The sequence below is a fragment of the Cupriavidus sp. JZ107 genome, assembly GCF_053903255.1.
In genome coordinates, this window is the sequence record NZ_CP096481.1 from 1,010,761 (window position 1) to 1,036,349 (window position 25,589).

The 25,589-nt window shown below is 68.6% G+C and carries 21 protein-coding genes; 7 read left to right on the forward strand and 14 right to left on the reverse strand.

From position 1 onward, the window contains the following. Positions 1-164: 164 nt before the first annotated feature. From M1D55_RS14160 to M1D55_RS14170, 3 genes are all read right to left on the reverse strand, one after another. Complete coding sequence (locus tag M1D55_RS14160; RefSeq protein ID WP_064575895.1) at positions 165-656, reverse strand: dihydrofolate reductase; 492 nt, start codon at positions 654-656, stop codon at positions 165-167. Then, positions 653-1,447, reverse strand: a complete 795-nt coding sequence (locus M1D55_RS14165; protein ID WP_456282435.1) for a thymidylate synthase — start codon at positions 1,445-1,447, stop codon at positions 653-655. Before M1D55_RS14165 ends, M1D55_RS14160 begins: the two co-directional genes overlap by 4 nt. Positions 1,448-1,617: 170 nt before the next feature. Further along, positions 1,618-2,316, reverse strand: a complete 699-nt coding sequence (locus tag M1D55_RS14170) for a TerC family protein (protein ID WP_006578124.1) — start codon at positions 2,314-2,316, stop codon at positions 1,618-1,620. Positions 2,317-3,140: 824 nt separating this feature from the next. Between M1D55_RS14170 and egtD the strand changes: the two genes are divergently transcribed. Further along, complete coding sequence (gene egtD, locus M1D55_RS14175; RefSeq protein WP_456282436.1) at positions 3,141-4,136, forward strand: L-histidine N(alpha)-methyltransferase; 996 nt, start codon at positions 3,141-3,143, stop codon at positions 4,134-4,136. Between the two features lie 153 nt (positions 4,137-4,289). Then, a complete protein-coding gene (locus M1D55_RS14180; RefSeq protein ID WP_456282437.1) occupies positions 4,290-5,564 on the forward strand; it encodes an SUMF1/EgtB/PvdO family nonheme iron enzyme in 1,275 nt (424 codons plus the stop codon). Positions 5,565-5,687: 123 nt separating this feature from the next. Here M1D55_RS14180 and M1D55_RS14185 read toward each other — a convergent pair whose 3' ends face one another. From M1D55_RS14185 to M1D55_RS14215, 7 genes are all read right to left on the reverse strand, one after another. Further along, entirely contained in the window at positions 5,688-7,364 is a 1,677-nt protein-coding gene (locus M1D55_RS14185) for an L-lactate permease (RefSeq protein WP_023264137.1), read from the reverse strand. Between the two features lie 352 nt (positions 7,365-7,716). Next, a complete protein-coding gene (locus tag M1D55_RS14190; protein ID WP_456282438.1) occupies positions 7,717-8,361 on the reverse strand; it encodes a glutathione S-transferase family protein in 645 nt (214 codons plus the stop codon). 46 nt (positions 8,362-8,407) lie between these two features. Further along, positions 8,408-9,595, reverse strand: coding sequence for an aminotransferase-like domain-containing protein (locus tag M1D55_RS14195; RefSeq protein ID WP_006579864.1), 1,188 nt, complete (start codon positions 9,593-9,595; stop codon positions 8,408-8,410). A gap of 103 nt (positions 9,596-9,698) precedes the next feature. Beyond that, entirely contained in the window at positions 9,699-10,163 is a 465-nt protein-coding gene (locus tag M1D55_RS14200) for a RidA family protein (RefSeq protein WP_006579863.1), read from the reverse strand. A 32-nt stretch (positions 10,164-10,195) separates the two neighbouring features. Beyond that, positions 10,196-11,137, reverse strand: a complete 942-nt coding sequence (locus M1D55_RS14205; RefSeq protein WP_456282708.1) for a DMT family transporter — start codon at positions 11,135-11,137, stop codon at positions 10,196-10,198. Positions 11,138-11,269: 132 nt separating this feature from the next. After that, the gene (locus M1D55_RS14210) at positions 11,270-11,923 is read right to left on the reverse strand and encodes a LysE family translocator (protein ID WP_232205891.1); all 654 of its coding nucleotides are present in this window, start codon (positions 11,921-11,923) and stop codon (positions 11,270-11,272) included. Between the two features lie 5 nt (positions 11,924-11,928). Next, positions 11,929-12,741: an alanyl-tRNA editing protein gene (locus tag M1D55_RS14215; protein ID WP_456282439.1), complete on the reverse strand. Its 813-nt coding sequence runs from the start codon at positions 12,739-12,741 to the stop codon at positions 11,929-11,931. 235 nt (positions 12,742-12,976) lie between these two features. Between M1D55_RS14215 and M1D55_RS14220 the strand changes: the two genes are divergently transcribed. The 4 genes from M1D55_RS14220 to M1D55_RS14235 all read left to right on the forward strand — a co-directional run bounded on the left by M1D55_RS14220 (position 12,977) and on the right by M1D55_RS14235 (position 18,258). Continuing rightward, complete coding sequence (locus M1D55_RS14220) at positions 12,977-14,593, forward strand: aminotransferase-like domain-containing protein (protein WP_456282440.1); 1,617 nt, start codon at positions 12,977-12,979, stop codon at positions 14,591-14,593. 190 nt (positions 14,594-14,783) lie between these two features. Then, on the forward strand, positions 14,784-16,703 hold the full coding sequence (htpG, locus tag M1D55_RS14225; RefSeq protein WP_456282441.1) for a molecular chaperone HtpG: 1,920 nt from the start codon (positions 14,784-14,786) through the stop codon (positions 16,701-16,703). Then, on the forward strand, positions 16,703-17,254 hold the full coding sequence (locus M1D55_RS14230) for a DNA-deoxyinosine glycosylase (protein ID WP_232205863.1): 552 nt from the start codon (positions 16,703-16,705) through the stop codon (positions 17,252-17,254). The genes htpG and M1D55_RS14230 overlap by 1 nt, the downstream gene beginning before the upstream one ends. Positions 17,255-17,352: 98 nt before the next feature. Continuing rightward, complete coding sequence (locus M1D55_RS14235; protein ID WP_064575914.1) at positions 17,353-18,258, forward strand: spermine/spermidine synthase domain-containing protein; 906 nt, start codon at positions 17,353-17,355, stop codon at positions 18,256-18,258. Positions 18,259-18,434: 176 nt separating this feature from the next. On the opposite strand, the gene M1D55_RS14240 is transcribed toward M1D55_RS14235, so the two are convergent. Further along, the gene (locus M1D55_RS14240; RefSeq protein ID WP_456282442.1) at positions 18,435-20,084 is read right to left on the reverse strand and encodes an ABC transporter substrate-binding protein; all 1,650 of its coding nucleotides are present in this window, start codon (positions 20,082-20,084) and stop codon (positions 18,435-18,437) included. 225 nt (positions 20,085-20,309) lie between these two features. Between M1D55_RS14240 and trmB the strand changes: the two genes are divergently transcribed. Continuing rightward, on the forward strand, positions 20,310-20,987 hold the full coding sequence (gene trmB, locus M1D55_RS14245) for a tRNA (guanine(46)-N(7))-methyltransferase TrmB (protein ID WP_456282443.1): 678 nt from the start codon (positions 20,310-20,312) through the stop codon (positions 20,985-20,987). Positions 20,988-21,110: 123 nt separating this feature from the next. On the opposite strand, the gene M1D55_RS14250 is transcribed toward trmB, so the two are convergent. From M1D55_RS14250 to acnA, 3 genes are all read right to left on the reverse strand, one after another. Beyond that, positions 21,111-22,313 carry a DUF2863 family protein gene (locus tag M1D55_RS14250; RefSeq protein ID WP_006579014.1) on the reverse strand — a complete coding sequence of 401 codons (1,203 nt, stop codon included), beginning with the start codon at positions 22,311-22,313 and terminating at the stop codon, positions 21,111-21,113. A gap of 198 nt (positions 22,314-22,511) precedes the next feature. Next, on the reverse strand, positions 22,512-22,661 hold the full coding sequence (locus M1D55_RS14255) for a hypothetical protein (protein WP_023264052.1): 150 nt from the start codon (positions 22,659-22,661) through the stop codon (positions 22,512-22,514). Between the two features lie 191 nt (positions 22,662-22,852). Then, positions 22,853-25,558 (reverse strand): aconitate hydratase AcnA, encoded by a 2,706-nt coding sequence (gene acnA, locus M1D55_RS14260; RefSeq protein WP_064575918.1) that lies wholly within the window; start codon positions 25,556-25,558, stop codon positions 22,853-22,855. Positions 25,559-25,589: the final 31 nt, after the last annotated feature.

A 25,589-nucleotide genomic window follows, 5' to 3' on the forward strand; every position in this document is an offset into this window, starting at 1 on the left:
TCCCGCGAGCGGGAGAGGGGTAGGGGAGAGGGCAGCAGCACTGGCCAATGCCGCCACGGCTTGAACCGCCCGGCCCCTCTCCCCAACCCTCTCCCGCAAGCGGGAGAGGGAGTGCCGCCCGTGCAGTGCGCACGGCGACAGCGCTGGCAGATTCCTGCCGCAGACTACTCCGGCGCCCGTTCGTACGTCACGAACGCATAGTCGAAGCCATTTGGCTCGGAATGATGCCGCTCCCGCTCGGTGGCGATCCAGCGTTGCGGATCGATGTCGGGGAAGTGCGCATCGCCGTCGATGTCGGCGTCGATCTCGGTGACGATCAGCCGGTCGGCGCTGGGCAGCGCCTCGGCATAGAGCTGCGCGCCGCCGATCAGGAACACCTGCTCAACGCCGACGCACAGCCGCAGCGCGTCCTCGAGCGAGGACGCGGTTTCCGCGCCATCGAGCCGCAGTTCGGGATTGCGGCTCACCACGATATTGCGGCGGCCCGGCAGCGGCCGGCCGATCGATTCCCAGGTCTTGCGGCCCATGATCACCGGCGCGCCCATCGTGGTGCGCTTGAAGTGCGCCAGGTCCTCGGGCAGCCGCCACGGCAGCGTGTTGTCGCGGCCGATCACGCCATTGCGCGCGCGCGCGACGATCAGCGTCAGCAGCGTCATACCGCGACCGGGGCCTTGATGGCCGGATGCGATTGGTAGCCGACCAGCGCGAAGTCCTCGTAGCGGTAGTCGAAGATCGAATCAGGCTTGCGCAGGATTTCCAGCTTCGGCAGCGGCATCGGTTCGCGCGCCAGCTGCGTGCGCACCTGTTCCTCGTGATTGCTGTAGATATGGCAGTCGCCGCCGGTCCAGACGAAATCGCCGACTTCGAGACCGGTCTGCTGCGCGATCATGTGCGTCAGCAGCGCATAGCTGGCGATATTGAACGGCACGCCGAGGAAGATGTCGGCGCTGCGCTGGTACAGCTGGCACGACAGCCGGCCGTCGGCCACGTAGAACTGGAAGAACGCGTGGCAGGGTGGCAGCTTCATGCGGGGGATGTCGCCGACGTTCCAGGCCGACACGATCAGCCGGCGCGAATCCGGATTGCTGCGGATCTGCTCGATCAGCTGGGCGATCTGGTCGATATGCTCGCCGTTCGGCGCCGGCCACGAACGCCATTGATAGCCGTAGATCGGGCCGAGCTCGCCGTTCTCGTCGGCCCATTCGTCCCAGATCGTGACGCCGTTTTCCTGCAGCCACCGCACATTGGTCGAGCCCTGCAGGAACCACAGCAGCTCATGGATGATCGACTTCAGATGCAGCTTCTTGGTGGTGACCACCGGGAAGCCTTCGCGCAGGTCGAAGCGCATCTGATAGCCGAACACCGAGCGCGTGCCGGTGCCGGTGCGGTCCGCCTTGACGGTGCCATGCTCGTACACATGGCGCATGAAGTCGAGATACTGTTTCATCGGCGTCGGAAAGGAAAAAGGGCCGCAGCGCAGCGGCATGCGGGCCAGGGCGTCATTCTAGCCGATGCGCTCCGATGGGGCGCCGGCATGAAAAAAGGGCGGCCCCGATGGAGCCGCCCCTTGATCGGATCGCTGTCATTCCCGCACGGGCGGGAACGACAGCTTGCCGCTTACTGGCTTTCGACCGCCGGCGCGCGGCGCTTCTGCACCATATAGCCTGCGCCCAGCACGCCGCCGATGATCACGGCATACAGCAGCCAGGCCAGCGCCGGGTTGGCGGCGAAGAACGGCTTGACCAGCGGTTCGCCCAGGATCATCTTGGCCGCGGTGAATGCCAGCACGCCGGAGCCCAGGTAGATGATGATCGGGTAGCGGGCCATCAGCTTGAGCACCAGGCGCGAGCCCCAGACCACGATCGGGATGCTGATCAGCAGACCCAGCACCACCAGCAGGAAGCTGCCGTGCGCGGCGCCGGCCACGGCCAGCACGTTGTCGACGCCCATCACGGCGTCGGCGATGATGATCGTCTTCATCGCGCCGGCCAGCGTGGTTGCCGGGGCGCCATGCTCGTCCTCGCCGTTTTCGTCGGACAGCAGCTTGTAGGCGATCCACACCAGCGCCAGGCCACCGACCAGCATCAGGCCAGGAATCTTCAGCAGCCACACGACACCGATGGTCATGGCCGAACGGACCACGACGGCACCGATGGTGCCCCAGACGATGGCCTTCTTTTGCAGGTGCGGCGGCAGGTTACGCGCCGCCAGCGCGATCACGATGGCATTGTCGCCAGCGAGCACCAGGTCGATGACGACGATCGACAGCAGTGCCGTCAGAAACTGCATCGTGAACAGATCGGTAAGCCACTCCATGAACTCTCCTGTTGGAAACGTGAAATATCGGTTCGCCTGGAGTCATGCAGCCGCGGACGGGAGCCTCTGCAAACCATGAATCCAGGTTGCAAAGGTCTTGCTCGACCGATCTGCGATATTGCCGAAACGCCGATATCGCCGGTACGGTCAGCACAACCGGAGGCCGCAATGGGCGCGGCGCTCGTAATGACGATTGTGCTAAGGGCGGGCTGCCCTGGAGCTACTCCCCTTTGAAGGGGCTTGGCCGTGGTCGGCCTTGCTTGGGCACGGATTATAAACGAGGTTCATGGCGATTGTCGCCTTTGCGGCAAATGGCGTTTACCCGGCCTCGCGCCACGCCTTTACCCGCTTCCAGCCCCGCCCTGGTCCCGCCTTGGCCCCGCCATGGCTCCGGAACAGCGCCGCGCGCGTGTCGGAGGCAGGCGGGCAGGCAGACGAGCCCGATAGCGCCTATTCTTACCGGATCGGCAGTGGCCGATGCGCCGCCGGACAGCGATGGCGGCGTGTCCTCTGCCCACACCGGCCGTTTGCTGGCGTTCGCTGCGTTTGCCGAGACGGCGGCGGCGGTGTGACCGGGGTTCGGGGTTGCGCCGCGCTCAGTGCTCAAGGCTCGCAGCGCGGTGCCCAGTGTCATCCAGCCACATCAACCGACCAGAAGGAACAAGAACCCTATGCCGGCTGACCCGATCGGTATGCCATCGCGCCGCCTCCGCCAGGACAACGGATCCGCACCGCGCGCCGCCTCTTCACCGTCCCCGTCTTCCGCAGCGTCCTCATCGTCTCCCTCGTCTTCCTCGTCTTCCCCGCCTTCTCGATCCGCCGCCGTGGCCTCGTCGCTGGCCAGGGCGCGCTCGCGCTTCGGCGATCCGCTCGCCTTCGTGCAGCAGTACCGCCACGACGACGAGGCCGAGCGCGCCGAGCTGATCGACGGTCTGCTGGCTCCGCACGCCAGCGTCCAGCCCAAGCACTTCTACGACGTGCTTGGCTCGCGGCTGTTCGAGGCCATCACCGCGTTGCCCGAGTACTATCCGACGCGCACCGAGGCGGAGATCTTCGCCGCCCATGCGAGTGCGATCGGCGCGCGCTGCGGCAGCGGCGGGGTGCTGATCGACCTCGGTGCCGGCAATTGCCAGAAGGCGGCGCGGCTGTTCGGCGTGCTGCGGCCCGCCCAGTATGTCGCGCTCGATATCTCGGTCGAGTTCCTGCGCGACACGCTGGCCGGACTGCAGCAGCAGCATCCACAGATTCCGATGCTGGGGCTGGGCGCGGACCTGTGCGCGCCGCTCGCGCTGCCGGCGCCGATCCGGCACGGCCGGCGGCTGTTCTTCTATCCGGGCTCGAGCATCGGCAACTTCGCGCCCGATGCCGCGCTGGCGCTGCTGCAGCGGCTGCGCGCGGCGGCGCGGCAGGGCGACGGCGTGCTGATCGGCGTCGATCTGGTCAAGGACGAGGCGCAGCTGGTAGCGGCCTACGACGATGCGCTGGGCGTGACCGCGGCGTTCAACCGCAACGTGCTGCGCAACGTCAATCGCGCGATCGATGCCAACTTCGCGTTGGCCGACTGGCGCCATGTCGCCAGCTTCGACCGGCAGCGTTCGCGTATCCGGATGCATCTGGAGGCGGTGCGCGATGTCGAGGTCCACTGGACCGGCGGCGGCCGCGCCTTCCATGCCGGCGAGCGCATCCATACCGAGGACTCGCACAAGTACCGCGTCGACGGGTTTGCCGCGCTGCTCGAAGAGGCGGGCTTTGCCGATCCGGTCTGCTGGACCGACGCGCGGCAATGGTTCGCGGTGTTCCACGCGCGCGTGCCGGCCTGAGGGTCGAGGACCGCACGGAAGAGGCTGGCCGAAGAGGCAGGCCGAAAAGGCAGGCCGAAGGGAAGGGGAAAGCCGCGGTGTCATAATGCCCGCTGACATGCCGCTCGCGCTGCGCGCGGTTTTCCAGCGGCTTTTGACGAGGCGGGCAATCCGATGAGCGGCTTCACCATGCTTCCCGATCTGTATTTCGCCGGCGGCCGGCACGACTGGAGCGATGCGCGGCGGCTGCCGCGCGAGGGCTTGGCGCAGGCGCTGGTCGACAGCCGCAACCGCACGCTGGCCTGGCTGGCCGCGTTCGGCGCGGCCCGGCGCGGCTGGATCGTGCCGCGCCAGTACGATGCCGATCCGCCGCTATGGACGCTGGGCCATCTCGCCTGGCACGCCGAATGGTGGTGCCTGCGCGACGTCCAATGGCAGGACCGCGGCGGCGTTCTGCTGCCGGTGCCGGCCGCGCCGGCGATGCTCGACGGTGCCGACGAGTGGTTCGATCCCGAACGCATCGGTCCCGATGCGCGCTGGGAAGCCGCCCTGCCCGATGTTGCCGCACTGAAGCACTACGCGGCCTCGGTGCTCGACGCGGTGCTGCGCCGGATCGCGCTGCTGCCCGACGATGGCGACGACACGCTGTATCCCTACCGCCGCGCGCTGCAGCACGAGGACGCGCAGATCGAACGGATCGCCGCACTGCTGCAGGCGCTGGCGATGGCGCCCGACGATCCCTCGCTGACCCGCCCGCCGGTCAGCGTGCCCGACGCCGGCACGCTGCAGTTTCCCGGCGGCCGTTTCACGCAGGGCTGGAGCGAGCCGGACGGCTTCGCGATGCCCGACGAACTGCCCGCGCAGCCGACTTATGTGCCGGCCTTCGAGATCGACGCCGCGCCGGTCACCAACGCGCAATACCTGGAGTTCGTCGACGACGGCGGCTACGAGCGGCCCAACTGGTGGTCGCCGGCCGGCCGCCAGTGGCTGATGACGCAGGAGCGCTCGGCGCCGCGCTACTGGGAGCGCCATGCGCAGACGCGCGCCTGGATGGCGCAGCGCTTCGACACGCTGCGCACGCTCAATCCCGACGAGGCGGTGCGGCACGTGACGCTGTACGAGGCGCAGGCCTGGTGCGCCTGGGCCGGACGCCGGCTGCCGGACGAGGCCGAGTGGGAAATGGCCGCGGTGCAGAATCGCGGTGGCTTCCGCTGGGGCATGGTGCGCGAATGGACCGCGACACCGTACGAGCCCTATGCCGGCTTTACCGAGTTGCCGGCGCACCCCGGCCCCGGGGACAGCGAGATGCAGGCGCGCTTCGGCGTCTGCCAGGCCGTGCGCGGCGCCTGCTTCGTCGGCCCGACGCGGCTGCGCCATGCGCGTGCACGGCTGGCGCTGGCGCCGGAGGAAGACGCAGCCTTCGTAGGGTTTCGTACCTGCGCGCTGTGAGCGAAAAAAAGCCCCGCAGGAGCGGGGCGCAGTTTGCCGTTGGATTGGTCGTCCCCGCGCAGGCGGGGACCCAGTGGCTATGCCAAGACGCTGGATTCCCGCCTACGCGGAACGACGGCGATATCAGTGAATCACCATCCGCGTGAACGGCTCCACATAGGCCTGCAGCGTAACGAACAGGCCGACCAGAATCGCCAGCACGACCGAGTGGAAGAATACGTAGCGCAGGATGTCGCCCTCGTGGCCGTACCACTTGGTCGCGGTCGAGGCCACGACGATCGACTGCGCGTCGATCATCTTGCCCATCACGCCGCCCGAGCTGTTGGCCGAGGCCATCAGCACCGGCGACAGGCCGAGCTGCTCCGCGGTGGTCTTCTGCAGCCCGCCGAACAGCACGTTCGACGCGGTGTCCGAACCGGTCAGCGCGACGCCCAGCCAGCCCAACATCGTGCCGAACAGCGGATAGAACACGCCGGTGTGCGCAAAGGCCAGGCCCAGCGTCGCGTCCAGGCCCGAGTAGCGGGTCAGGTAGCCGACGCCGAACATCGCGCAGATCGTCAGCAGCGAGTAGCGCACCAGCTTGATCGTGTTCCAGTACTCGCGCAGCAGGCGCGGCACCGAATAGCCCATCAGCAGCCCGCCGACCACGGCGGCGACCAGGATGCCGGTGCCCGCCATCGACAGCACGTTGAAGTTGAACACCGCGGCCTCGGCGATCTGCTGCGGCACCACCGGCGGCACCTTCAGCACCGCCTTGTCCAGGCCCGGGATCGCGTACTTCCACGACCAGATCGCGTCGAACGCCTTCTTGATCTGCGGCACGCCCCAGATGAAGACGAACACGGTCAGGATCACCCACGGCATCCAGGCCTTGGCGGTCGAGATGCCGGCGGCAGCGGCGTTGGCGCGCGCCTCGGCGGCGACCGCCTCGGGATCGTCGACCTTCGATTCGTCGTGGCGGCCAAGGATCTTGGTGGTGGTCCAGATCTTCTTCGGCTTCCAGACCTTCAGGAACAGCGCCAGCGAGCCCATCGACACCAGCGCGGCGATCACGTCCACCAGCCACGGGCCGTGGTAGTTCGACACCAGGAACTGCGGGATCGCGAAGCTGACGCCGGCCACCAGGATCGCCGGCCAGACCTCGAGCATGCCGCGGAAGCCGGCAAAGGCCCAGATCAGCCAGAACGGCACCAGCACCGAGAACAGCGGCAGCTGGCGGCCGATCATCGCCGACAGGTCGAGCAGGTCAAGGCCGGTGACGGCCGACAGCGCGATGATCGGCGAGCCGAGCGCGCCGTAGGCGACCGGCGCGGTATTGGCGATCAGCGCCAGGCCCGAAGCGGCCAGCGGCGAGAAGCCCAGGCCGATCAGGATCGCGCCGGTCACCGCCACCGGCGTGCCGAAGCCGGCCGCGCCCTCGAAGAACGCGCCGAAGCTGAACGCGACCAGCAGCAGCTGCAGGCGCCTGTCTTCGGTGATGCCGGCGATCGAGCCCTGCAGCACCTTGAACGAGCCGTTCAGCGTGGTCAGCCGGTGCAGGAAGATGATGTTCAGCACGATCCAGCCGATCGGGAACAGGCCCGATGCGATGCCCAGGCCGGCGGCCTTGCCGGCCATCGCGGCGGGCATGCCGAAGATCGCCGAGGCGACCACGATGCCGACCACCAGCGCCAGGCCGGCGGCCAGATGGGCCTGCAGATGAAAGAACGCCAGCGCGCCCAACAGCACCGCGACCGGCACGCCCGCGGCGAGCGTGGACAGGGCCATGCTGCCGAGCGGGTCGTAGACTTGACTCCACACGATTGAATCCTCCTCAGTGATGGGCCGGCGAGCCATCCTTCTGCGGGCGATCCTCGCCGGTTTGCCTGCGCACGCGAGGGACGCGCAGGGGTGACCCAAGCTTCGCGCACGAGCAAGCGAAGGATTGTAAGGACGGCTATACGTCACCCGCGATACATCGCGTCACGATGGGCGTGAACCGGATTCAGGAATCAGGGTTTGCCCGGGGCGCGCGTCCGGTGTGCAGCGTACTCCAATTGTTGCGGAACGGAAATGTCTGCTTGCCGGCACGGCGGCGATGGAACGGGGAGGAGAGGCCGCTCCGGGGGAGAGGGAGGCGGGCGGCCGGCGTCGATGCCGGCGCCCGCGTGAATCAAGCCAGCGGCAACACCAGGATGCCCGACGCCGCCGGCCGCGCGCGCATCTTGGCCAGCCAGCGCTCCAGTTCCGGACGCGGCTCGCGCCGGATCGGCATGCCCATCCAGCGGTGCGCGGCGCAGGCCAGCGAGATGTCGGCCATGCTGAAGCGGTCGTCGCAGATGAACTCGCGCCCGGTCAGCGCCTTGTCGAGCAGCGCGGCCAGCGGCTCGGCGCGCGCGATCGAGCAGGCCACCGCATCGGCGTCGCGGCGCTCGGCCGGCGTGCGCACCGTCTGCACGAAGGCGTCGACCATGGCCGGCGTGAAGGCGGTGTTCTGCCAGTCCATCCAGCGGTCCGCGGAAGCGCGCGTGCGCACGTCCTCCGGCCACAGCGTGCCTTCGCCATACTGCGCGCACAGGTAACGCACGATCGCATTCGATTCCCACAGCACGAACGGCTCGCCGCCGATATCGGTGCCGCGGAAGTCCTCGATCACCGGGATCAGCCGGTTCGGGTTCAGCCGGACGTAGGCCTCGGTGTCGAGGTCGCCGCGCGTGACGCCGATATCGATCCGCTCGTGATCGAGATGCAGTTCGCGCGCGCACCAGACGACCTTCTGGACGTTGATCGAAGAGAGCCGGCCCCAGATGCGCAACATATCGGTCTTCCTTGTTCTGGTCGGTGCCGCGGCCTGTCGACGCGGATCAGGCCGCCTTCGCCTGGCCTGCCTGCGCGGCGATGGCCTCGGCGAACAGCTTGCCGAGGATCGCCACGCCTTGCTCGATGCGCTCGGGCGGCACGGTGACGAAGGCCAGCCGCAGCGTATTCTGCCGCGGATTGGTGGCGAAGAAGGGGGCGCCGGGCACATAGGCGACGTTGCGCTTGACCGCCTCCTGCAGGATCGCCATGCTGTCCAGCCCCTCGGGCAGCGACATCCAGATGAACATGCCGCCCTCGGGCTGGTTCCACTTGACGCCGGCCGGCATATGGCGCGCCAGCGCATCCAGCATGTAACGGCACTGGTTGCCGTACAACTCGCGGATGGTCGGGATATGCGTATCGAGCAGGCCGTCGCGGATGGTCTCGTAGGCGACGCGCTGCGTGAAGCTCGGCGTATGCAGGTCCGAGGCCTGCTTGGCCTGGCACAGCTTGAAATGCAGATCGGGCGGGGCGATCACATAGCCCAGGCGCAGGCCCGGCGCCAGCACCTTCGAGAACGAACCCATGTAGATCACGCCGTCCGGATTCATCGACAGCAGCGTCGGCAGCTGGTTGCCGGTGTAGCTGAGTTCGCCGTACGGATCGTCCTCGATCAGCAGCACGTTCAGCTCGCGGGCGCGCTGCACCAGCGCCTGGCGGCGCTCCAGCGGCATGCGGCGGCCGGTCGGATTCTGGAAGTTGGGCAGCGCGTACAGGAAGCGCGCGCCGGCGGTCAGCTCGGCGGTCAGCGCCTCGGGCTGCAGGCCCTGGTCGTCGCTCGGCAGCGAGACGAACTCGGGCTCGAACAGCGAGAAGGCCTGCAGCGCGCCAAGATAGCTCGGCGTCTCGACCAGCACCGGGCTGCCCGGATCGATCAGCACCTTGGCCAGCAGGTCCAGTGCCTGCTGCGAGCCGGTGGTGATCAGCACGCGCTCGACATCCACGCCATGGCGGCGCGCGATGAATTCGCGCAGCGGCAGATAGCCCTCGGTGGCGGTGTACTGCAGCGCCGCGTGCGGGTTGTCGGCGAATACACGGGCCACCGCCTGTTCCATCGCGGCGACCGGGAAGGTCGCGGGCGACGGCAAGCCGCCGGCGAACGAAATGACTTCCGGACGCTCGGTGACCTTGAGGATTTCGCGGATGGCCGAGCTGGTCAGTTGTTGCGCCCGGCGGGAGATGGCCCAATGCATGATGGTCTCTTGGTGTGGTTCTCGCGCGGCGGCGCCGCGCGATGTCGGTCAAATCGATGTGGCGATGCGCGCGGGGCGCACGCCTGAAACGGTGGGGCTGGCCTTATTGCGCGGATTGCACCTCGACGATCATCTCGATCTCGACGCAGGCGCCCAGCGGAATCTGCGCGACGCCGAACGCGCTGCGGGCATGCTTGCCCTTGTCGCCGAACACTTCGGCCAGCAGCTCGGAGCAGCCGTTGGTGACGAGGTGCTGCTCGGTGAAGTCCGGCGTCGAATTGACCAGGCTCATCACCTTGACGATGCGCGTCACGCGGTTCAGGTCGCCGACATGCGCGTGCAGCGTCGCCAGCAGGTCGATCGCGATCGCGCGCGCCGCCGCCTTGCCCTCTTCGGTGCCCAGCTGGTCGCCGAGCTTGCCGACCCATGGCTTGCCGTCCTTGCGGGCGATATGGCCCGACAGGAAGACCGTGTTGCCGGTCTGCGCCGCCATCACGTAGGCGGCGGCGGGGGCGCCGGCGGTCGGCAGTTCGATGCCCAGGCGGGCGAGGGTGTCATAGACGGACATGAAGACTCCTGTTCTCGAGAGTTCGGGGTGGTTCAGCGGGATCGTGCCGGCGGCAGGCCGGCGGACGCGGCGGCGGCAGCCGTGGCGGCAGTCGCAGCAGCGGGCGCGGCACGCACCGCGGTGCGGCGGCCCAGCGCCACCACCGCGATCACCGCGACGGCGAAACCGATGGTGGGCGCGTCGAGCGGCTCGGCCAGCAGCCAGGCGCCGCCGGCCAGCGTCATGAACGGCTGCAGCAATTGTATCTGGCCGACGCGGGCCACGCCCCCTTTTGCCAGTCCGGCGTACCAGAAGACGAAGCCGATGAACATCGAAAAGAGCGAGACGTAGGCCATGCCGAGCCATGCGCGCGCCGACGCGGCGGCGATCTGCGGCAGCGTCTGCGCGGCCAGCCAGGCGACCGTCGGCAGCACCGCCGGCAGCGAGACCACCAGCGCCCAGCTGATCGTTTCGAGGCCGCCGAGCTCGCGCGACAGCTTGCCGCCTTCGGCATAGCCGAGCGCGCCCAGCACCATCGCGGCGAACAGCAGCCAGTCGGCGTGCTGCAGCGCGCCGGCGCCTTGCCACAGCGCGAAGGCGACTACCAGCGCGCTGCCGGCGAGCGCCGCGGCCCAGAACGCCATCGACGGCCGCTCGCGGCCGAACCAGGCGGCGAACACCGCGGTGGCCAGCGGCAGCAGCCCGACCACGATCGCGCCGTGGCCGGCCGGCACTTCGCGCATCGCCAGCGACGAGAACAGCGGAAAGCCGATCACCACGCCGAGCGCGGTCACGGCGAGCCGGAACCATTGGCCGCCGCGCGGACGGCGCGCCGCCGACAGCGCGCCACGCTGCCACAGCAGCGCCAGCGCCAGCAGCGTGGCCACCAGCGCGCGCGCCAGCGCGACGAAGGTGGCATCGAGCTCGGCCACCGCCATCCGCGTAAACGGCAGCGTCTGGCTGAAGATCGCCACGCCGATGAAGCCGAGCAGCATGCCGCCGCTCGGCGCGTCGGCCTGCGTGGCGGCAGTCGGGGGACAGGGCGCGGCGGTGTCGCGTTGCGTCATGACAGGGTCCTGGTGGCGTTCATGCGAGGCTTTGTTGGGCGGCCGTATTCCGGCGTGGCACTACGAAATCGCGGGCCGCCCGGCGACGGCGATCCACAGCGCGGTGGCCGCCAGCGCCAGCCCCATCGCGCGGTTGAACCAGCGGATGCGCTGGCCGACCTGCAGCCACTGGCGCAGCGACGCGCCCATCGCGCCGTAGGCGCCGTTGCTGAGAAAGCCGAACACGCCGAACACCGCGCACACCAGCAGGCCGCGCTGCAGCGGCGACGCGGCGCCCGACATGTACGAGGCCGCGATCGCCAGCGCCAGCATCCAGGCCTTGATGTTGGCGTACTGCAGCGCCACCGATTGCCAGACGGACAACGGCGCCAGCACCTGCCGGTCGCTGAGCGCGGCGCTGCGGCCGATCTTCGCGGCCAGCCACAGCAGATAGGCCACGCCGGCCAGATGGACGATCGTGGCCAGCACCGGGCTCGCCACGATCAGCGCGCCGACACCGGCCGCGCACAGCGCGAGGATGCTGGCGAAGCCGAGCGCGACGCCGATGCAGTGCGGCAGCGTCGCGCGCAGGCCGAAGTTGGCGCCGGTCACCGCGGCGATCGTGGTGTTGGGCCCGGGCGTGAACAGGCCGACCGTCATCAGCGACAGCAGCGCGGCAAACTGGGTCACGCTGAGCCCGGCGAGCCAGCCGGTCAGCGCGGCATCCATCGGCATCGCACTCATGCGGCGGCGCGCGCCGGGCCGGCGCTGGAGTCGGCCGCGGAAGCGGCGGCGGAAGCGGCGGCCTGCCCGGCCCCCTCGGCGAAGTTGACCACCACGCGCCGGTTGGTGCGGCTCTTCTTCTCGATCTTGGTCACCGCTACCGGACCGATCTCGCCGACCGCGGCCACATGGGTGCCGCCGCAGGGCTGACGGTCGATGCCGGGGATCTCGATGATGCGGATCTGGCCGGTGCCCGCCGGCGGCGCCGCGCCGATGGTGCGCACCAGCTCGGGCTCGGCCGCCAGCTGCTCCGGCGTGATGCGGTCGATGCGGACCGGCGTATTGGCGGCGATCAGGGCATTGAGCCGCTCGCTGAGCTCGGCCTTGTCGAGCGTCGATTCGGGCAGGTCGAAGTCGATCCGCGCCGTGTCCGGGTTGATGTTGCAGCCGGTGACGGGCACCGGGATCAACGCGCCGAGCAGATGCAGGCAGGTGTGCAGCCGCATCAGCCGATGGCGGCGGGCCCAGTCGATCGCGACCGTGACGCGGTCGCCGGGGGCCACTACCGGCAGCGCCTGATCGGGCGCGGGCACGTGCAGGATCGCGCTGCGATCCGGTGCGTAGACGGTTTCGGCCAGCGCGATCGTGCTGCCGTCGGCGAGCGTCAGCGTCCCGGTATCGCCGGCCTGGCCGCCGCTGCGCGCGTAGCAGACCGTTTCGTCGAGCACGATGCCCTCGGGCAGTACCGCGAGCACGGTGGCGTCGCAGCGGTCGAGATAGGCGTCCTCGTCGAAGCGCTTGCGCGTGGGCGGCAGCGGGGTGTCGGACATCGGGGTCTCCTTGTTCTGCGGGGTGTCGGTATGTGGGCCGGTATTGGCCGAGCGCCGGAGCCTGTACCGGTGCGGCGGCCTGTGCCGGCATGGCCTTGCCGGCCGGACAGCCGGCACCGGTTCGCGGGGTGACGCCGGACCGGCTTTTATCGTGTGTCGATGTTAGACAAGGTTGTCGGTACAGTACCGATACAGTTATTCTGCTGATCCTCAGTACAGTTTTCGGGGGCCGTCCATGGAAACAGGAAATCAGGCCGGGTCGCCGCACGGCGAGACCGGGCAAACGCCGCCGGCCGGGCAGGCGATCGGCCAGGGCAAGGACGAGGCGGCCGGCAGGCCGGCCCGTGCCGCCACCCGCCGTCCGCTGCGGCTGGTGTTGCCGTCGGCCCCTCCGGCATCGGGCGAGCTGTCGGCCGCCGACAGCCTGCCCGACCCGGTGCCCTCGGCGCAGATGACGCTGGTCGGGCAACTGACCGAATGGGCGCGGATGCGGATCGAGGAGCGGGTGTTCCGCCCCGGCATGCGCATGCCGTCGATCCGCCAGCTGGCGCAGGACAAGGGCATCTCGCGCTTTACCGTGGTCGAGGCCTACGACCGGCTGGTCGCGCTGGGCTATCTCGAATCGCGGCGCGGCTCTGGCTTCTTCGTGCGCGAGCGGGGGCCGTCGATCGGCCCGGGCCTGGGCGCCGGCATGCCAAGCGAGGGCGCCACGGCGCCGCATGCGTCGCGCAACATCGACGTGCCCTGGCTGCTGCGCAACATGTTCCACCGTGCCGAGCCGCGCAAGGCGCCGGGCCTGGGCTTCCTGCCCAACGACTGGCTCGATGGCGAGCTGATCGGCAGCGCGCTGCGCGGCCTGGCGCGCCAGCCGGGCAGCCATTTCCTGGCCAGCGGCACGCCCGAGGGCTTCCTGCCGCTGCGCCAGCAGCTGCGCACGCGTTTGGCGGAGCTGGAGATCGGCGCCGCACCCGAACAGATCGTGCTGACCTCGGGCATCACGCAGGCGCTGGACCTGATCGCGCGGCTCTATGTCCGGCCCGGCGATCCGGTGCTGGTCGGCGATCCCGCCTGGTTCGTGATGTTCGCGCGCTTCGCCGCCCAGGGCGCGCAGGTGATCGGCGTGCCGTACACGGCCGAGGGACCCGACCTCGAGGCGCTGGAGCGCATCGTGCAGGCCCACCGTCCCCGGCTGCTGGTCCTCAATTCGGTGCTGCACAACCCGACCGGCACCTCGCTGTCGGCCGCCAAGGCCTTCCAGCTGCTGCGGCTGGCCGAGCAGTACGACTTCCTGGTGGTCGAGGACGACATCTACTGCGACCTGTGCCCGCCCGGCCATCCTGCCACGCGGCTGGCGAGCCTGGACCAGCTCAAGCGCGTGATCTACCTCGGCAGCTTCTCCAAGACGCTGGCAGCCAACCTGCGGGTCGGCTTCGTCGCGGCGCGTTCCGAACTGGCGCAGAGCCTGACCGACGCCAAGCTGCTGGCCGGGCTGGCCACGCCGGAGATCAACGAGCGCGTGCTGTACAAGGTGCTGACCGAGGGCCACTACCGCAAGCACGTCGAGCGCGTGCGCAACCGCCTCGAGCGCGCCCGCGACGAGACCCGGCACGAGCTGGAGAAGCTCGGGCTGACGCTGTTTCCGGGCCAGCATGCCGGCATGTACCTGTGGGCCGATACCGGCCGCGATACCAATGCGATCGCCACCGCCGGACACGAGGAGGGCTATCTCTTCGCGCCCGGCAGCCTGTTCTCGCCGTCGCAGCTGCCATCCGGCTGGATGCGCTTCAACGTCGCCTGCGGCCACGATCCGCAGATGCTGGACTTCCTGGCGCGCCAGCTCGACCGGCTATAGCCCCCGGCCGCCCGGGGCTGCACCGGGGCTGACCCGGGCTTCGGGCTTGCCACTTGAAAATCCGCCGGGGCGTCCCTATCTGGCCGCCACCGGCGCCGCCATGCCACCCGCCCGCGGCGCACCGAACTGAACGATGGGCGCTGCCGCCTTTGCGCGGCGGCGGCGCCGGGACCCATTGACGAGGAGAACCATGAACGCCACGCACGAGACGATGAGCTTCCAGGCGGAAGTCAAGCAGCTGCTGCATCTGATGATCCACAGCCTGTACAGCAACAAGGAGATCTTCCTGCGCGAGCTGATCTCGAACGCCTCGGATGCCACCGACAAGCTGCGCTTCGAGGCGATCGCCAATCCCGCGCTGCTCGAGAACGACGCCGACCTGGCGATCCGCATCGAGACCGACAGCCAGGCCCGCACCATCACGATCACCGACAACGGCATCGGCATGAGCCGCGACGAGGCGATCCGCAACCTGGGCACGATCGCGCGTTCGGGTACCAAGGAATTCTTCGAGCAGCTGTCGGGCGACCAGCAGAAGGACGCCGCGCTGATCGGCCAGTTCGGCGTTGGTTTCTACTCGGCCTTCATCGTCGCCGACCGCGTCACCGTCGAGACCCGCCGTGCGGGCGTGCCCGCCTCGGAGGCGGTGCGCTGGGAGAGCGGCGGCGACGGCGAGTTCACCGTCGATGCGATCGAGCGCGCCGAGCGCGGCACCGCGATCACGCTGCATCTGCGCGAGGGCGAGGACGACTTCCTGTCGGCGTGGAAGATCAAGGACATCATCCGCAAGTACTCCGACCATATCTCGCTGCCGATCCGCATGCCCAAGGAGGTCTGGGACGCCGACACCAGCGCGTACAAGCGCACCGACGAGTGGGAGAGCGTCAACCAGGCCAGCGCGCTGTGGACCCGCGCCAAGAGCGACATCACCGAGGAGCAGTACGTCGCCTTCTACCAGCACATCGCGCACGACCACGAGAAGCCGCTGGCATGGACGCACAACCGCGTCGAAGGGCGCAACGAATACACGCAGCTGCTGTACATCCCGGCGCGCGCGCCGTTCGACCTGTGGGACCGCAACCATCGCGGCGGCCTGAAGCTGTACGTCAAGCGCGTCTTCATCATGGACGACGCCGAGCAGCTGCTGCCGAACTACCTGCGCTTCGTCAAGGGCGTGATCGATTCGTCCGACCTGCCGCTGAACGTGTCGCGCGAGCTGCTGCAGGAAAGCCGCGACGTCAAGGCGATCCGCGAAGGCAGCACCAAGCGCGTGCTGTCGATGCTCGAAGCGATGGCCGACAGCGAGGACCAGGCCGAGCGCGACAAGTACGCCAGCTTCTGGCAGCAGTTCGGCCAGGTGCTCAAGGAGGGCCTGGGCGAGGACACCGCGAACCAGGAGCGCCTCGCCAGGCTGCTGCGCTTCGCCTCGACCCATCAGGATTCGGCCGAGCAGACCGTGTCGCTGGCCGACTATGTCGGCCGCATCAAGGAAGGGCAGGACAAGATCTACTACGTGACCGCCGACACGTGGAATGCCGCCAAGGCCAGCCCGCATCTGGAGGTGTTCCGCAAGAAGGGCATCGAGGTGCTGCTGCTGACCGATCGCGTCGACGAATGGATGCTGTCCTTCCTGAACGAGTTCGACGGCAAGGAGCTGGTGTCGGTGGCGCGCGGCGGCCTGGACCTGGGCGCGCTGGCCGACGAAGAGGAAAAGGCCGAGCAGCAGAAGGCCGAGGACGAATGGAAGGACGTGCTGACGCGCGCAAAGGAGGTGCTGGTCGACAAGGCCAAGGACGTGCGCGTGACGCTGCGCCTGACCGATTCGGCCTCGTGCCTGGTGTCGGACGAGGGCGAGATCAGCGGCTATCTGCAGCGGCTGCTGAAGCAGGCCGGCCAGAAGGCGCCGCAGACCAAGCCGATCCTCGAGCTGAACCCGTCGCACGCGCTGGTCGGCAAGCTGCGTCAGCTGGCCGGTGCCGATGCGGGAGCCGAGGGCGATGCGTTCGCCGACCGCGTGCACGTGCTGTTCGACCAGGCGCTGCTGGCCGAGGGCGGCATGCTGGAAGACCCCGCGGCCTACGTGCAGCGGATCAACAAGCTGCTGGCCTGATGCCGGCCAGGCGCGGCGTGCCCCGGGTGGTACCGTCGGCGGCGTCGCCAGAGGCGCCGCCAGACCTGCAGCAAGGCCTGCCGCCGGTGATCGACCGCCATACCCGCGTGCTGATCCTCGGCAGCTTCCCCGGCGCCGCGTCGCTGGCCGCGCGCCAGTACTACGCGCATCCGCGCAACCAGTTCTGGCCGCTGCTCGGCGCGCTGCTCGGCGAACCGCTGCCCGAGCTGCCCTATGCCGAGCGGCTGACGCGCGTGCTGGCGCATCGCGTCGGCATCTGGGACGTGCTGGGCGCCTGCGTGCGGCCCGGCAGCCTCGATTCCAATATCCGCCATCCGCAGGCCAACGATTTCGAGCGCCTGCGGCAGCTGGCGCCGGCGCTGCGCCGCGTCGGCTTCAACGGCGGCACCTCGGGCCGCTTCGCGCCGCAATTCGCCGCGGCCGGCTACGAGACCGTGGTGCTCCCCTCGTCGAGCCCCGCCCATGCCGCGCGCACCTTCGAGCAGAAACTGGAGCTGTGGCGCGCGCTTCTGTCACAATCGCGGCCGTGATTGACGCCGGACCGCCTCTTCGAATGGGGCGGTCTTTCCGTAGCCCGCCGCATTGCTGACTGCGTTGCGGACCGCATTGCCGACCGCATTGCCGACCCATGACCCTGTTGAAAAGAAAATCGATCGAAGCCGTGGCTTCGCGCCGCCCCGCGCGCGGCGAACGCGAGCGCGCCGCGCGCCGCCACGATCGCGACACGGCCGCCGACCGTGATCTGCGCAACGACGAAAAACGGATGACGCCGCGCTTTGCGCCGGTGACCTTCTCCGAATGGAATGGCGTGCGCTATCTGCATTTCGGCACCGAGTGGGTGCAGGGCGCGATGCGGCTGCGCAAGCCCGATGCGATCGAGCTCGAATACGCGCAGCAGATGATGGCCTGGCTGCTGTTCCTGTCGCCGTCGCAGCGCGATTTCCATATCGCGCAGCTGGGTCTCGGCGCGGCCTCGCTGACGAAGTTCTGCCATCGGCATTTCGCCAGCGCGCGCGTCACCGCGGTGGAGCTCAATCCCGCCGTGATCGTCGCGGGCCGCAGCATGTTCGGCCTGCGCGAGAACGACGCGCGGCTGACCGTGCGCGAACAGGACGCCTGGGACTATGTGATGGACCCCGCCAGCACCGGCGCGCACGACGTGCTGCAGGTCGACCTGTACGACGCCACCGCGCGCGGGCCGGTGCTCGACACCACGGCGTTCTACAAGGCCTGCCGGCGCGTGCTGAAGGACCCCGGCGTGATGACGATCAACCTGTTCGGCGACCACGACAGCTTTCCGAAGAACATCGTGCGGATCTGCGAGGCGTTCGACGATCGCGTGCTGGTGTTTCCCGAGGTGCACGACGGCAACGTCATCGCGCTGGCCTTCAATGGGCCGGCGATCGACATCGATTGGGAAACGCTGGACCAGCGCGCGCGCGTGGTGCAGGAAGCGACGGGCCTGCCGGCGCGCCAGTGGGTCAAGGGCTTGCGCAGGGCGAATGCGCGGCAGGAGGAGCGGTTGAGGATCTAGGCGGACTATATTGCCGGCCGTGGTGTTCTCCCTCTCCCCCTCAGGGGGAGAGGGCTGGGGAGAGGGAGGTGGTTTTCGAGCGCGGCGGTGTCGGGACCGCCGTTGCCCTCTCCCCCAACCCCTCTCCCGCGCGCGGGAGAGGGGAGCCCCTAGCCCGATTCGGGCGCTATCTGTCGCTATTCCTTGCGGAAGAACTGCGCCAGCGACCATTCGTCGGTGCGCGCTTCGTAGCGGATGCCCTTGCGCATCGCCCACATCGCCAGCTGGCTGTGCGACGGAATGATGGCGTGGTCGGCCAGTGCGAATTTGGCGGCGGTGCGGGCGTTCTCCTCGCGCGCCTTGTCGCTGCTGATCGTGGTCAGCGAGGTCTCGATCAGCTTGTCCAGCTGCGGATTGCTGTAGCGCCCCCAGTTCCACGTGCCATAGCCGGTCTTGGGATCGGGCGTGCCGGTGATCGAGCGCAGCGCGACGTCGGCCGCGGCCGAGCCCCAACCCAGCATCTGGAACGAGAAATCGCCCTGGCGCGCGCGCGTGAAGTAGGCCGCCACCGGCATGGTCTCCACCTTGGTCTGGATGCCGATGCGCGTCAGCATGCTGGCGGTGGCCTGCGCCACCTGCGCGTCGTTCAGGTAGCGGTTGTTGGTCGCATGCAGCGTCAGGCCGAAGCCGTCCGGGTAGCCGGCCTGAGCCAGCAGCTGCCTGGCGCGCTGCGGATCGTAGGCGTCGGGCTTGGTGCCCGGATGGCCGAAGATCTGCGGCGAGACGATCGACGAGGCGGGCACCGCCAGGCCCTCCATGATGCGCGAGACGATCGCGTCGCGGTTCAGCGCGTGGCTGATCGCGGCGCGCACGCGCGCGTCCTTGAACGGGTTCTTGCCGAGCGGCTTGCCGGCGCGGTCGGTCACATAAGGCGGGTTGTCGCGCGACTGGTCCATCTGCCAGAAGATCGTGCGCCACGAGACCTGCTGCTCGATGCGAAAGCGTGCGTCCTTCTTCAGCTTCGCCACGTCGGCCGACGGCACGCTCTCGATCACGTCGACATCGCCGGCCAGCAGCGCCGAGGTGCGCGCGCCGCTGTCGGTGATGATGCGGAACACCGCGCGGTCCCACTCGGGTTTCGGGCCCCAGTAGTCCGGATTGCGCTCCATCACGATCTCGCTGCCGCGCGCGAAGCGGACGAACTTGAACGGCCCGGTGCCGATCATCGCCTTGCCGCTGTCGAAGTCCGTCTGGTTCAGCGTCGCCGCGATGCGCTTGGGCATGATCGACACGCTGTTCAGGTCGTTGGCGAGGTTGGCGTAGTTGCGCACGTTCATCGTCAGCCGCACCGTCAGCGGGTCCGGCGTGTCGATTCGCGCGATCGGCTTGGTGTAGCTGGTGAACGAGCCCGGCGCGTTGGTCAGCTTCTCGGGACGCTGCAGCGACGCCTTGACGTCCTCGCTGGTGAAGGGCGAGCCGTCGTGCCACTTGACGTTGGGACGCAGCTTGATTTCCCAGGTGGTCGCGTCGATCGGCTTCCACGACAGCGCGAGCCCCGGGATGTAGCGGGCGTTCTTGTCCATGAACACCAGCGATTCGAAGATATGCAGTGCGATCGCGTTGTTGGGCCCCGCGTTGTTCCAGTGCGGGTCCATCGACGTGACGTCGGCCGCCAGGCCGATGCGCAGGTCCTCGGCCTGCGCGGCGCCGGCGGGCAGCAGCGTGAAGGCCGCGCTGGCACCGAGCGTGGCCAGCAGCGCGGCGCTGGCCTGCAGCCAGCCGCGGCGCGATGGCAGGGCAGGGGTGGTCTGGCGAAACGGGTGAAGGGGGCGTTGGCGGTGCGGCATCGTTGCTTGGCTCCTGGTACGGGCCTGCGCGGTGGCTGCTGGTGTGCTGTTGCTGCTGCTGCGGCCGAGGCGGGCAGGCGGGTTCGCGGATGGCTTTGATGCGCATTGTGCCGATAAATGGCGGGCCGCGTGCGATGCGTGCGTCATATGCTTATGGCGAGCGCGGGCGCCAATGGGGCTCGGCGAATCGCGCCGGGCGGAATCGCCCCCGGTAGAATCGCGCCCATGTTCGCCAACTCCCGCCCGATCGCATCGGCCCAGACCGATGCCCACCAGCAGCTCGCCACCCGTGTCGCCCGCCATCTCGCCGAGCCGTTCCGCAAGCCGATCGGCGAGGTCAGCCGGCGCGCGCTGGACGCGGCGCTGGCCAGCTGGCAGGCCGCCGGCGGGGCGCCGCTGATTCTCGATGCCGGCTGCGGCGTCGGCGAAAGCACGCTGCGGCTGGCACAGGCGCATCCCGACCACTTCGTCATCGGCGTGGATCAGTCGGAGAAGCGGCTGACGGCCGGCAAGGACTGGTGGCAGGGCGCGCTGCCCGACAACTACGTCTGGGCCCGCGCCGATCTGGTCGACGTCTGGCGCCTGCTGCAGCGCGACCGCATCGCGGTGGCGCGCCACTACGTGCTGTATCCGAATCCGTGGCCGAAGATCGGGCACCTGGGGCGGCGCTGGCATGGCCATGCGGTGTTCCCCGCGCTGGCCGCCTGCGGTGACTATCTGGAGTGCCGCAGCAACTGGCCGATCTATATCGACGAATTCGCCGCGGCGCTGGCGCTGGTCGGCAGGCCTGCCCGTACCGAGCCGTGGCATCCCGAGCCACCGATGACGCCGTTCGAACGCAAGTACCAGGCCTCGGGCCATCCGCTGTGGCGCTGCGTCAGCGAGGGACCGGCGCCCCAATGAAAACGGCCCGCATCGCTGCGGGCCGTGGACCTGTCTGTCGTCTCCCCGAAAGCGGGGATCCAGTGACTGCAGTGGTTCGCAAGACGCTGGGTCCCCTGCTGCGCGGGGACGACGGGCGAAACCTCAATGGAACAGCGGCTGCTGCGTCGGCGCGTCCTCGGGCAGCTCGGCGTGTACGATCTCGCCGGAGCGGTCGGCGTACAGCGGCGTGCCGCAGTCCTCGCAGTATTCGGGATCGAACAGCGAGGCGTGGCGAAAGATATCGTCGACGCCGGCGTTGCGCAGCTCCTCGCAGATCTGCTCGAGCGGATTGCCTTGCCCGCTGTCGTCGATCTCGCCCGACTCGCGGCCGTAGACCGGCCAGACGATGCCGTAGATCACGTCCTTCTCGCCGCGCATCGTGAACGCGACGCGGTATTCCTCGACCTCGTCCTCGCCGAATGCCGCGGTCACCGCCGCCAGCTGGCCCGCGGTGATATCGAGCGTGCCGCACAGATAGTTGACCGCGGCGCGCACCGTCAGCGGACGGATGCTCTTGTCCGACTCGCGGCACGACAGGAAGAAGGCGTCGGGCAGCAGCAACTCGAACTCGCAGCCGGGCAGCAGCAGCGCCAGCGAGGGCTGGACCTGCGTGCGCCATTGCTCGAGGCAGACCGAGCGCTCCGCGTGGTGTTCTTTCGACTCTTCCTGCCAGCGGAACAGCGGCTGCTCGTGCTCGGCGACGACCACCGCCAGCAGATAGCGCGGGTCGGCCAGGATGGGCGCCGTCTCCGGCAGGTCGCGCAGGTCGACCTTGGGCGCGACGCCGGCCAGCGCGGCCGAGATCAGCTTGTGGGTCAGCGCGAAGGTGTCGCTATGGGTGCGCGGCAGCTGGTCGATGCTGTACAGATAGGGCGACAGCGCCATGCGGGCGTTGGAGGCCACCACATGCGCCTGCAGGTGCACGGCCAGCGTCTGCGCCTGCTCGGGCTTGAGCGCGCCGGACGGAATCGCGTAGCGGGTGTGGGCCAGGATCGGCGCCGCGATCAGCAGCGCGTCGTAACGCACGCCGTCGATCTCGACCGTGGCGGATTCGGCCAGCGTCTCGGCCTGCTCGGCGAGCACGTCGGAGGCGTCGACGTTGTGCTTGAACAGATGCTCGAGCGCGGCGTCCAGCGCGGACTGGCTGCCGTTTTTCAGCAGCCGGCCCAGGCGTTGCGATAGGCGCCGTTCCCAATACGCGTCCTCCATGCGGCTACCGGACGCGTCGAGCGCGAGCGCGTCGGCGACCAGACGCTCGGCGTCCGGCGACAGTCGTTGAGAGGCCTTGGGGCGAAAACCTGCCATATGCTGAGTTCATCCGTTTTTCGGTAAAACGGTATTCTACTCGTTGCGTTGACACGGCCCAGCGAACGCATGGGCAAACCCTGATGGATCGGCCATGTGCCGCTGGGGCGGCGTGTCGGCGTCCGGCGCCTGTCCGGCGCAAGTGTGACGCCTCGGAACGGTGTCCGCCTGGGATTCGGGCCCGTCAGGGCCGCCGGGTCACTTCTGGGTCGCGGTCTCGCCCGAGGCCGGTGCGTGGGTTTCGGCGCCGTGCTGCTCGCCGCCCATCGAGACGTCGCCGCCTCCCTGCATCAGCAGCATCAGGGCGGCGCCGGCGATGACGATAAAGGCGATCAGGATCTTGGCCATGCTTGTCTCCTAAGTCTCGATGGCGGCCCCTGGAGCGGGGCCGCGCTGTTCTACGAATGAGACCGAGTGTGGCAGCGCAGCCTTGCGTGGAACTTACATACGTGCGCGCTGGAGCCATGACAGATTCATGACACGGCCATGGCGCCCGGTCGCACCGGACCCGGGGCCATGGCGCGGCGCCTGAGCAGCGACTAAGCCACCAGCAGCTGCCGCAGCACGAACGGCAGGATGCCGCCGTGGTTGAAGTAGTCGACCTCGATCGGCGTGTCGATACGCAGCAGCAGCGGCACGCGCTGGGTCTGGCCGCCGTCGCGGTGGATCACCAGCGTGACGTCCTGCTGCGGGCGCAGTTCGCCCTCGATGCCTTCGATATCGAAGGTCTCGGTGCCGGTCAGGCCCAGCGACTGCGCGCTGTCCTCGCCCTTGAACTGCAGCGGCAGCACGCCCATGCCGACCAGGTTCGAGCGGTGGATCCGCTCGAAGCTGCGCGCGATCACGGCCTTGACGCCGAGCAGCTGCGTGCCCTTTGCCGCCCAGTCGCGCGACGAGCCGGTGCCGTATTCCTCGCCGCCGAACACCACGGTCGGCGTGCCTTCGGCGATGTACTGCATCGCCGCGTCGTAGATCGACAGCTGTTCGCCCGACGGCTGGAACAGCGTGTAGCCGCCCTCGACGCGGGTGCCATCTTCCCGCGGCGGGATCATCAGGTTCTTGATGCGCACGTTGGCGAAGGTGCCGCGCATCATCACCTCATGGTTGCCGCGGCGCGAGCCGTAGCTGTTGAAGTCGGCCTTCAGCACGCCGTTCTCGAGCAGGTACTTGCCGGCCGGCGAGGTGTCCTTGATCGAGCCCGCGGGCGAGATATGGTCGGTGGTCACCGAGTCGCCAAAGATGCCGAGCGCGCGGGCGCCGCGGATGCTGCGCGCGCCGCTGTCCGGCTCCATCGTGAAGTTCTCGAAGAACGGCGGCTGCGCGATATAGGTCGACTTCGGCCAGTCGTAGACCTGGCCCGAGGTGCCCTTGATCTTGCCCCACAGCGTGCTCGGCTTCTTGACCTTCTCGTAGTTGTCCTTGAAGGTCTCCTCGTCCATTGCGAAGCGCATCAGCGCGTTGACCTCGTCCGAGGTCGGCCAGATGTCGCCGATATAGATGTCGCGCCCGTTCTTGCCCTTGCCCAGCGGCTCGGTCATCAGGTCGCACAGGATATTGCCCGCGATCGCATAGGCCACGACCAGCGGCGGCGAGGCGAGGAAGTTGGCGCGGATGTTCGGATGGATGCGCGCCTCGAAGTTGCGGTTGCCGGACAGCACCGCGGCGGCCACCAGGTCGTTCTGCACGATGGCCTCGTTCAGCGACGGGGTCAGGTCGCCGGCATTGCCGATGCAGGTGGTGCAGCCGTAGGCGGTGACGCCGAAGCCCAGCTTCTCCAGGTACGGCAGCAGGCCGGCGGCCTTCAGGTATTCGGTGACCACGCGGCTGCCGGGGGCGAGCGACGTCTTGATGTGCGGCGCGACGTGCAGGCCCGCCTGCACCGCCTTCTTGGCCAGCAGCCCGGCGGCCAGCATCACGCTGGGGTTCGACGTGTTGGTGCACGAGGTGATCGCCGCGATCAGCACGTCGCCGTTGCGCACCGAAATGCCGTCCGAGGTCTTGTAGACGCGCTCCAGGTCGGCCGGGTCCTTGCTGAAGCCGTTCTCGGCGACCGGCTTGCTGAACAGGTCGGCGAAGGTCTGCTTGACGTTGCCGATCTCGATCCGGTCCTGCGGACGCTTGGGGCCGGCCAGCGACGGCGCGACGGTCGACAGGTCCAGCGTCAGCACCTTGGTGTAGTCGATCTCGCCGGCGCGCGGCACGCCGAACAGCTGCTGCGCGCGGAAATAGGCCTCGAACGCGGCGATCTCCTCGGGCGTGCGGCCGGTACCGCGGAAATACTCGATGGTCTTCTCGTCGACCGGGAAGAAGCCCATGGTCGCGCCGTACTCCGGCGACATGTTGCCGATGGTGGCGCGGTCCGGCACCGACAGGCTGGCGGTGCCTTCGCCGAAGAACTCGACGAACTTGCCCACCACCTTCTCGCGGCGCAGCATCTCGGTGATCGTCAGCACCAGGTCGGTGGCGGTGACGCCTTCGCGCAGCCGGCCCTGCAGTTCGACGCCGACCACGTCCGGGGTCAGGAAGTAGACCGGCTGGCCCAGCATGCCTGCCTCGGCCTCGATGCCGCCGACGCCCCAGCCGACCACGCCGATGCCGTTGATCATCGTCGTGTGCGAATCGGTGCCGACCAGCGTGTCCGGGTAGTAGACGCCTTCCTTCTGGTGGACACCGCGCGCCAGGTATTCGAGATTGACCTGGTGCACGATGCCGAAGCCGGGCTGCACCACGCCGAAGGTGTCGAACGCCTGCATGCCCCACTTCATGAACTGGTAGCGCTCGTTGTTGCGCTGGAATTCGAGCTGCATGTTCAGGTCCAGCGCCTTCTTCTCGCGGAAGTGGTCGACCTGCACCGAGTGGTCGACCACCAGGTCGACCGGCACCAGCGGCTCGATCTTCTTCGGGTTCTGGCCCATCTTCTCGGCCACGTTGCGCATCGCGGCCAGGTCGGCGAGCAGCGGCACGCCGGTGAAGTCCTGCAGCACCACGCGGGCAACCACGAACGGGATCTCGTCGACGCGCGCGCCGTTCGGGTCCCAGTTGGCCAGCTGGCGCACGTGTTCCTCGGTCACCTTCTTGCCGTCGCAGTTGCGCAGCACCGATTCGAGCACCAGGCGGATCGACACCGGCAGGCGCTCGACGGCGACGCCCAGGGCCTTGCCCAGCTGCGGCAGCGAGTAGAACTGTCCCTTGGTGGAAGGGCCGATCTGGAATTCTTTGAGCGTGTCGTTCAAGTTGTGGGGCATTGCCTGACTCCAATCGAAGAGGTGCTGTTTG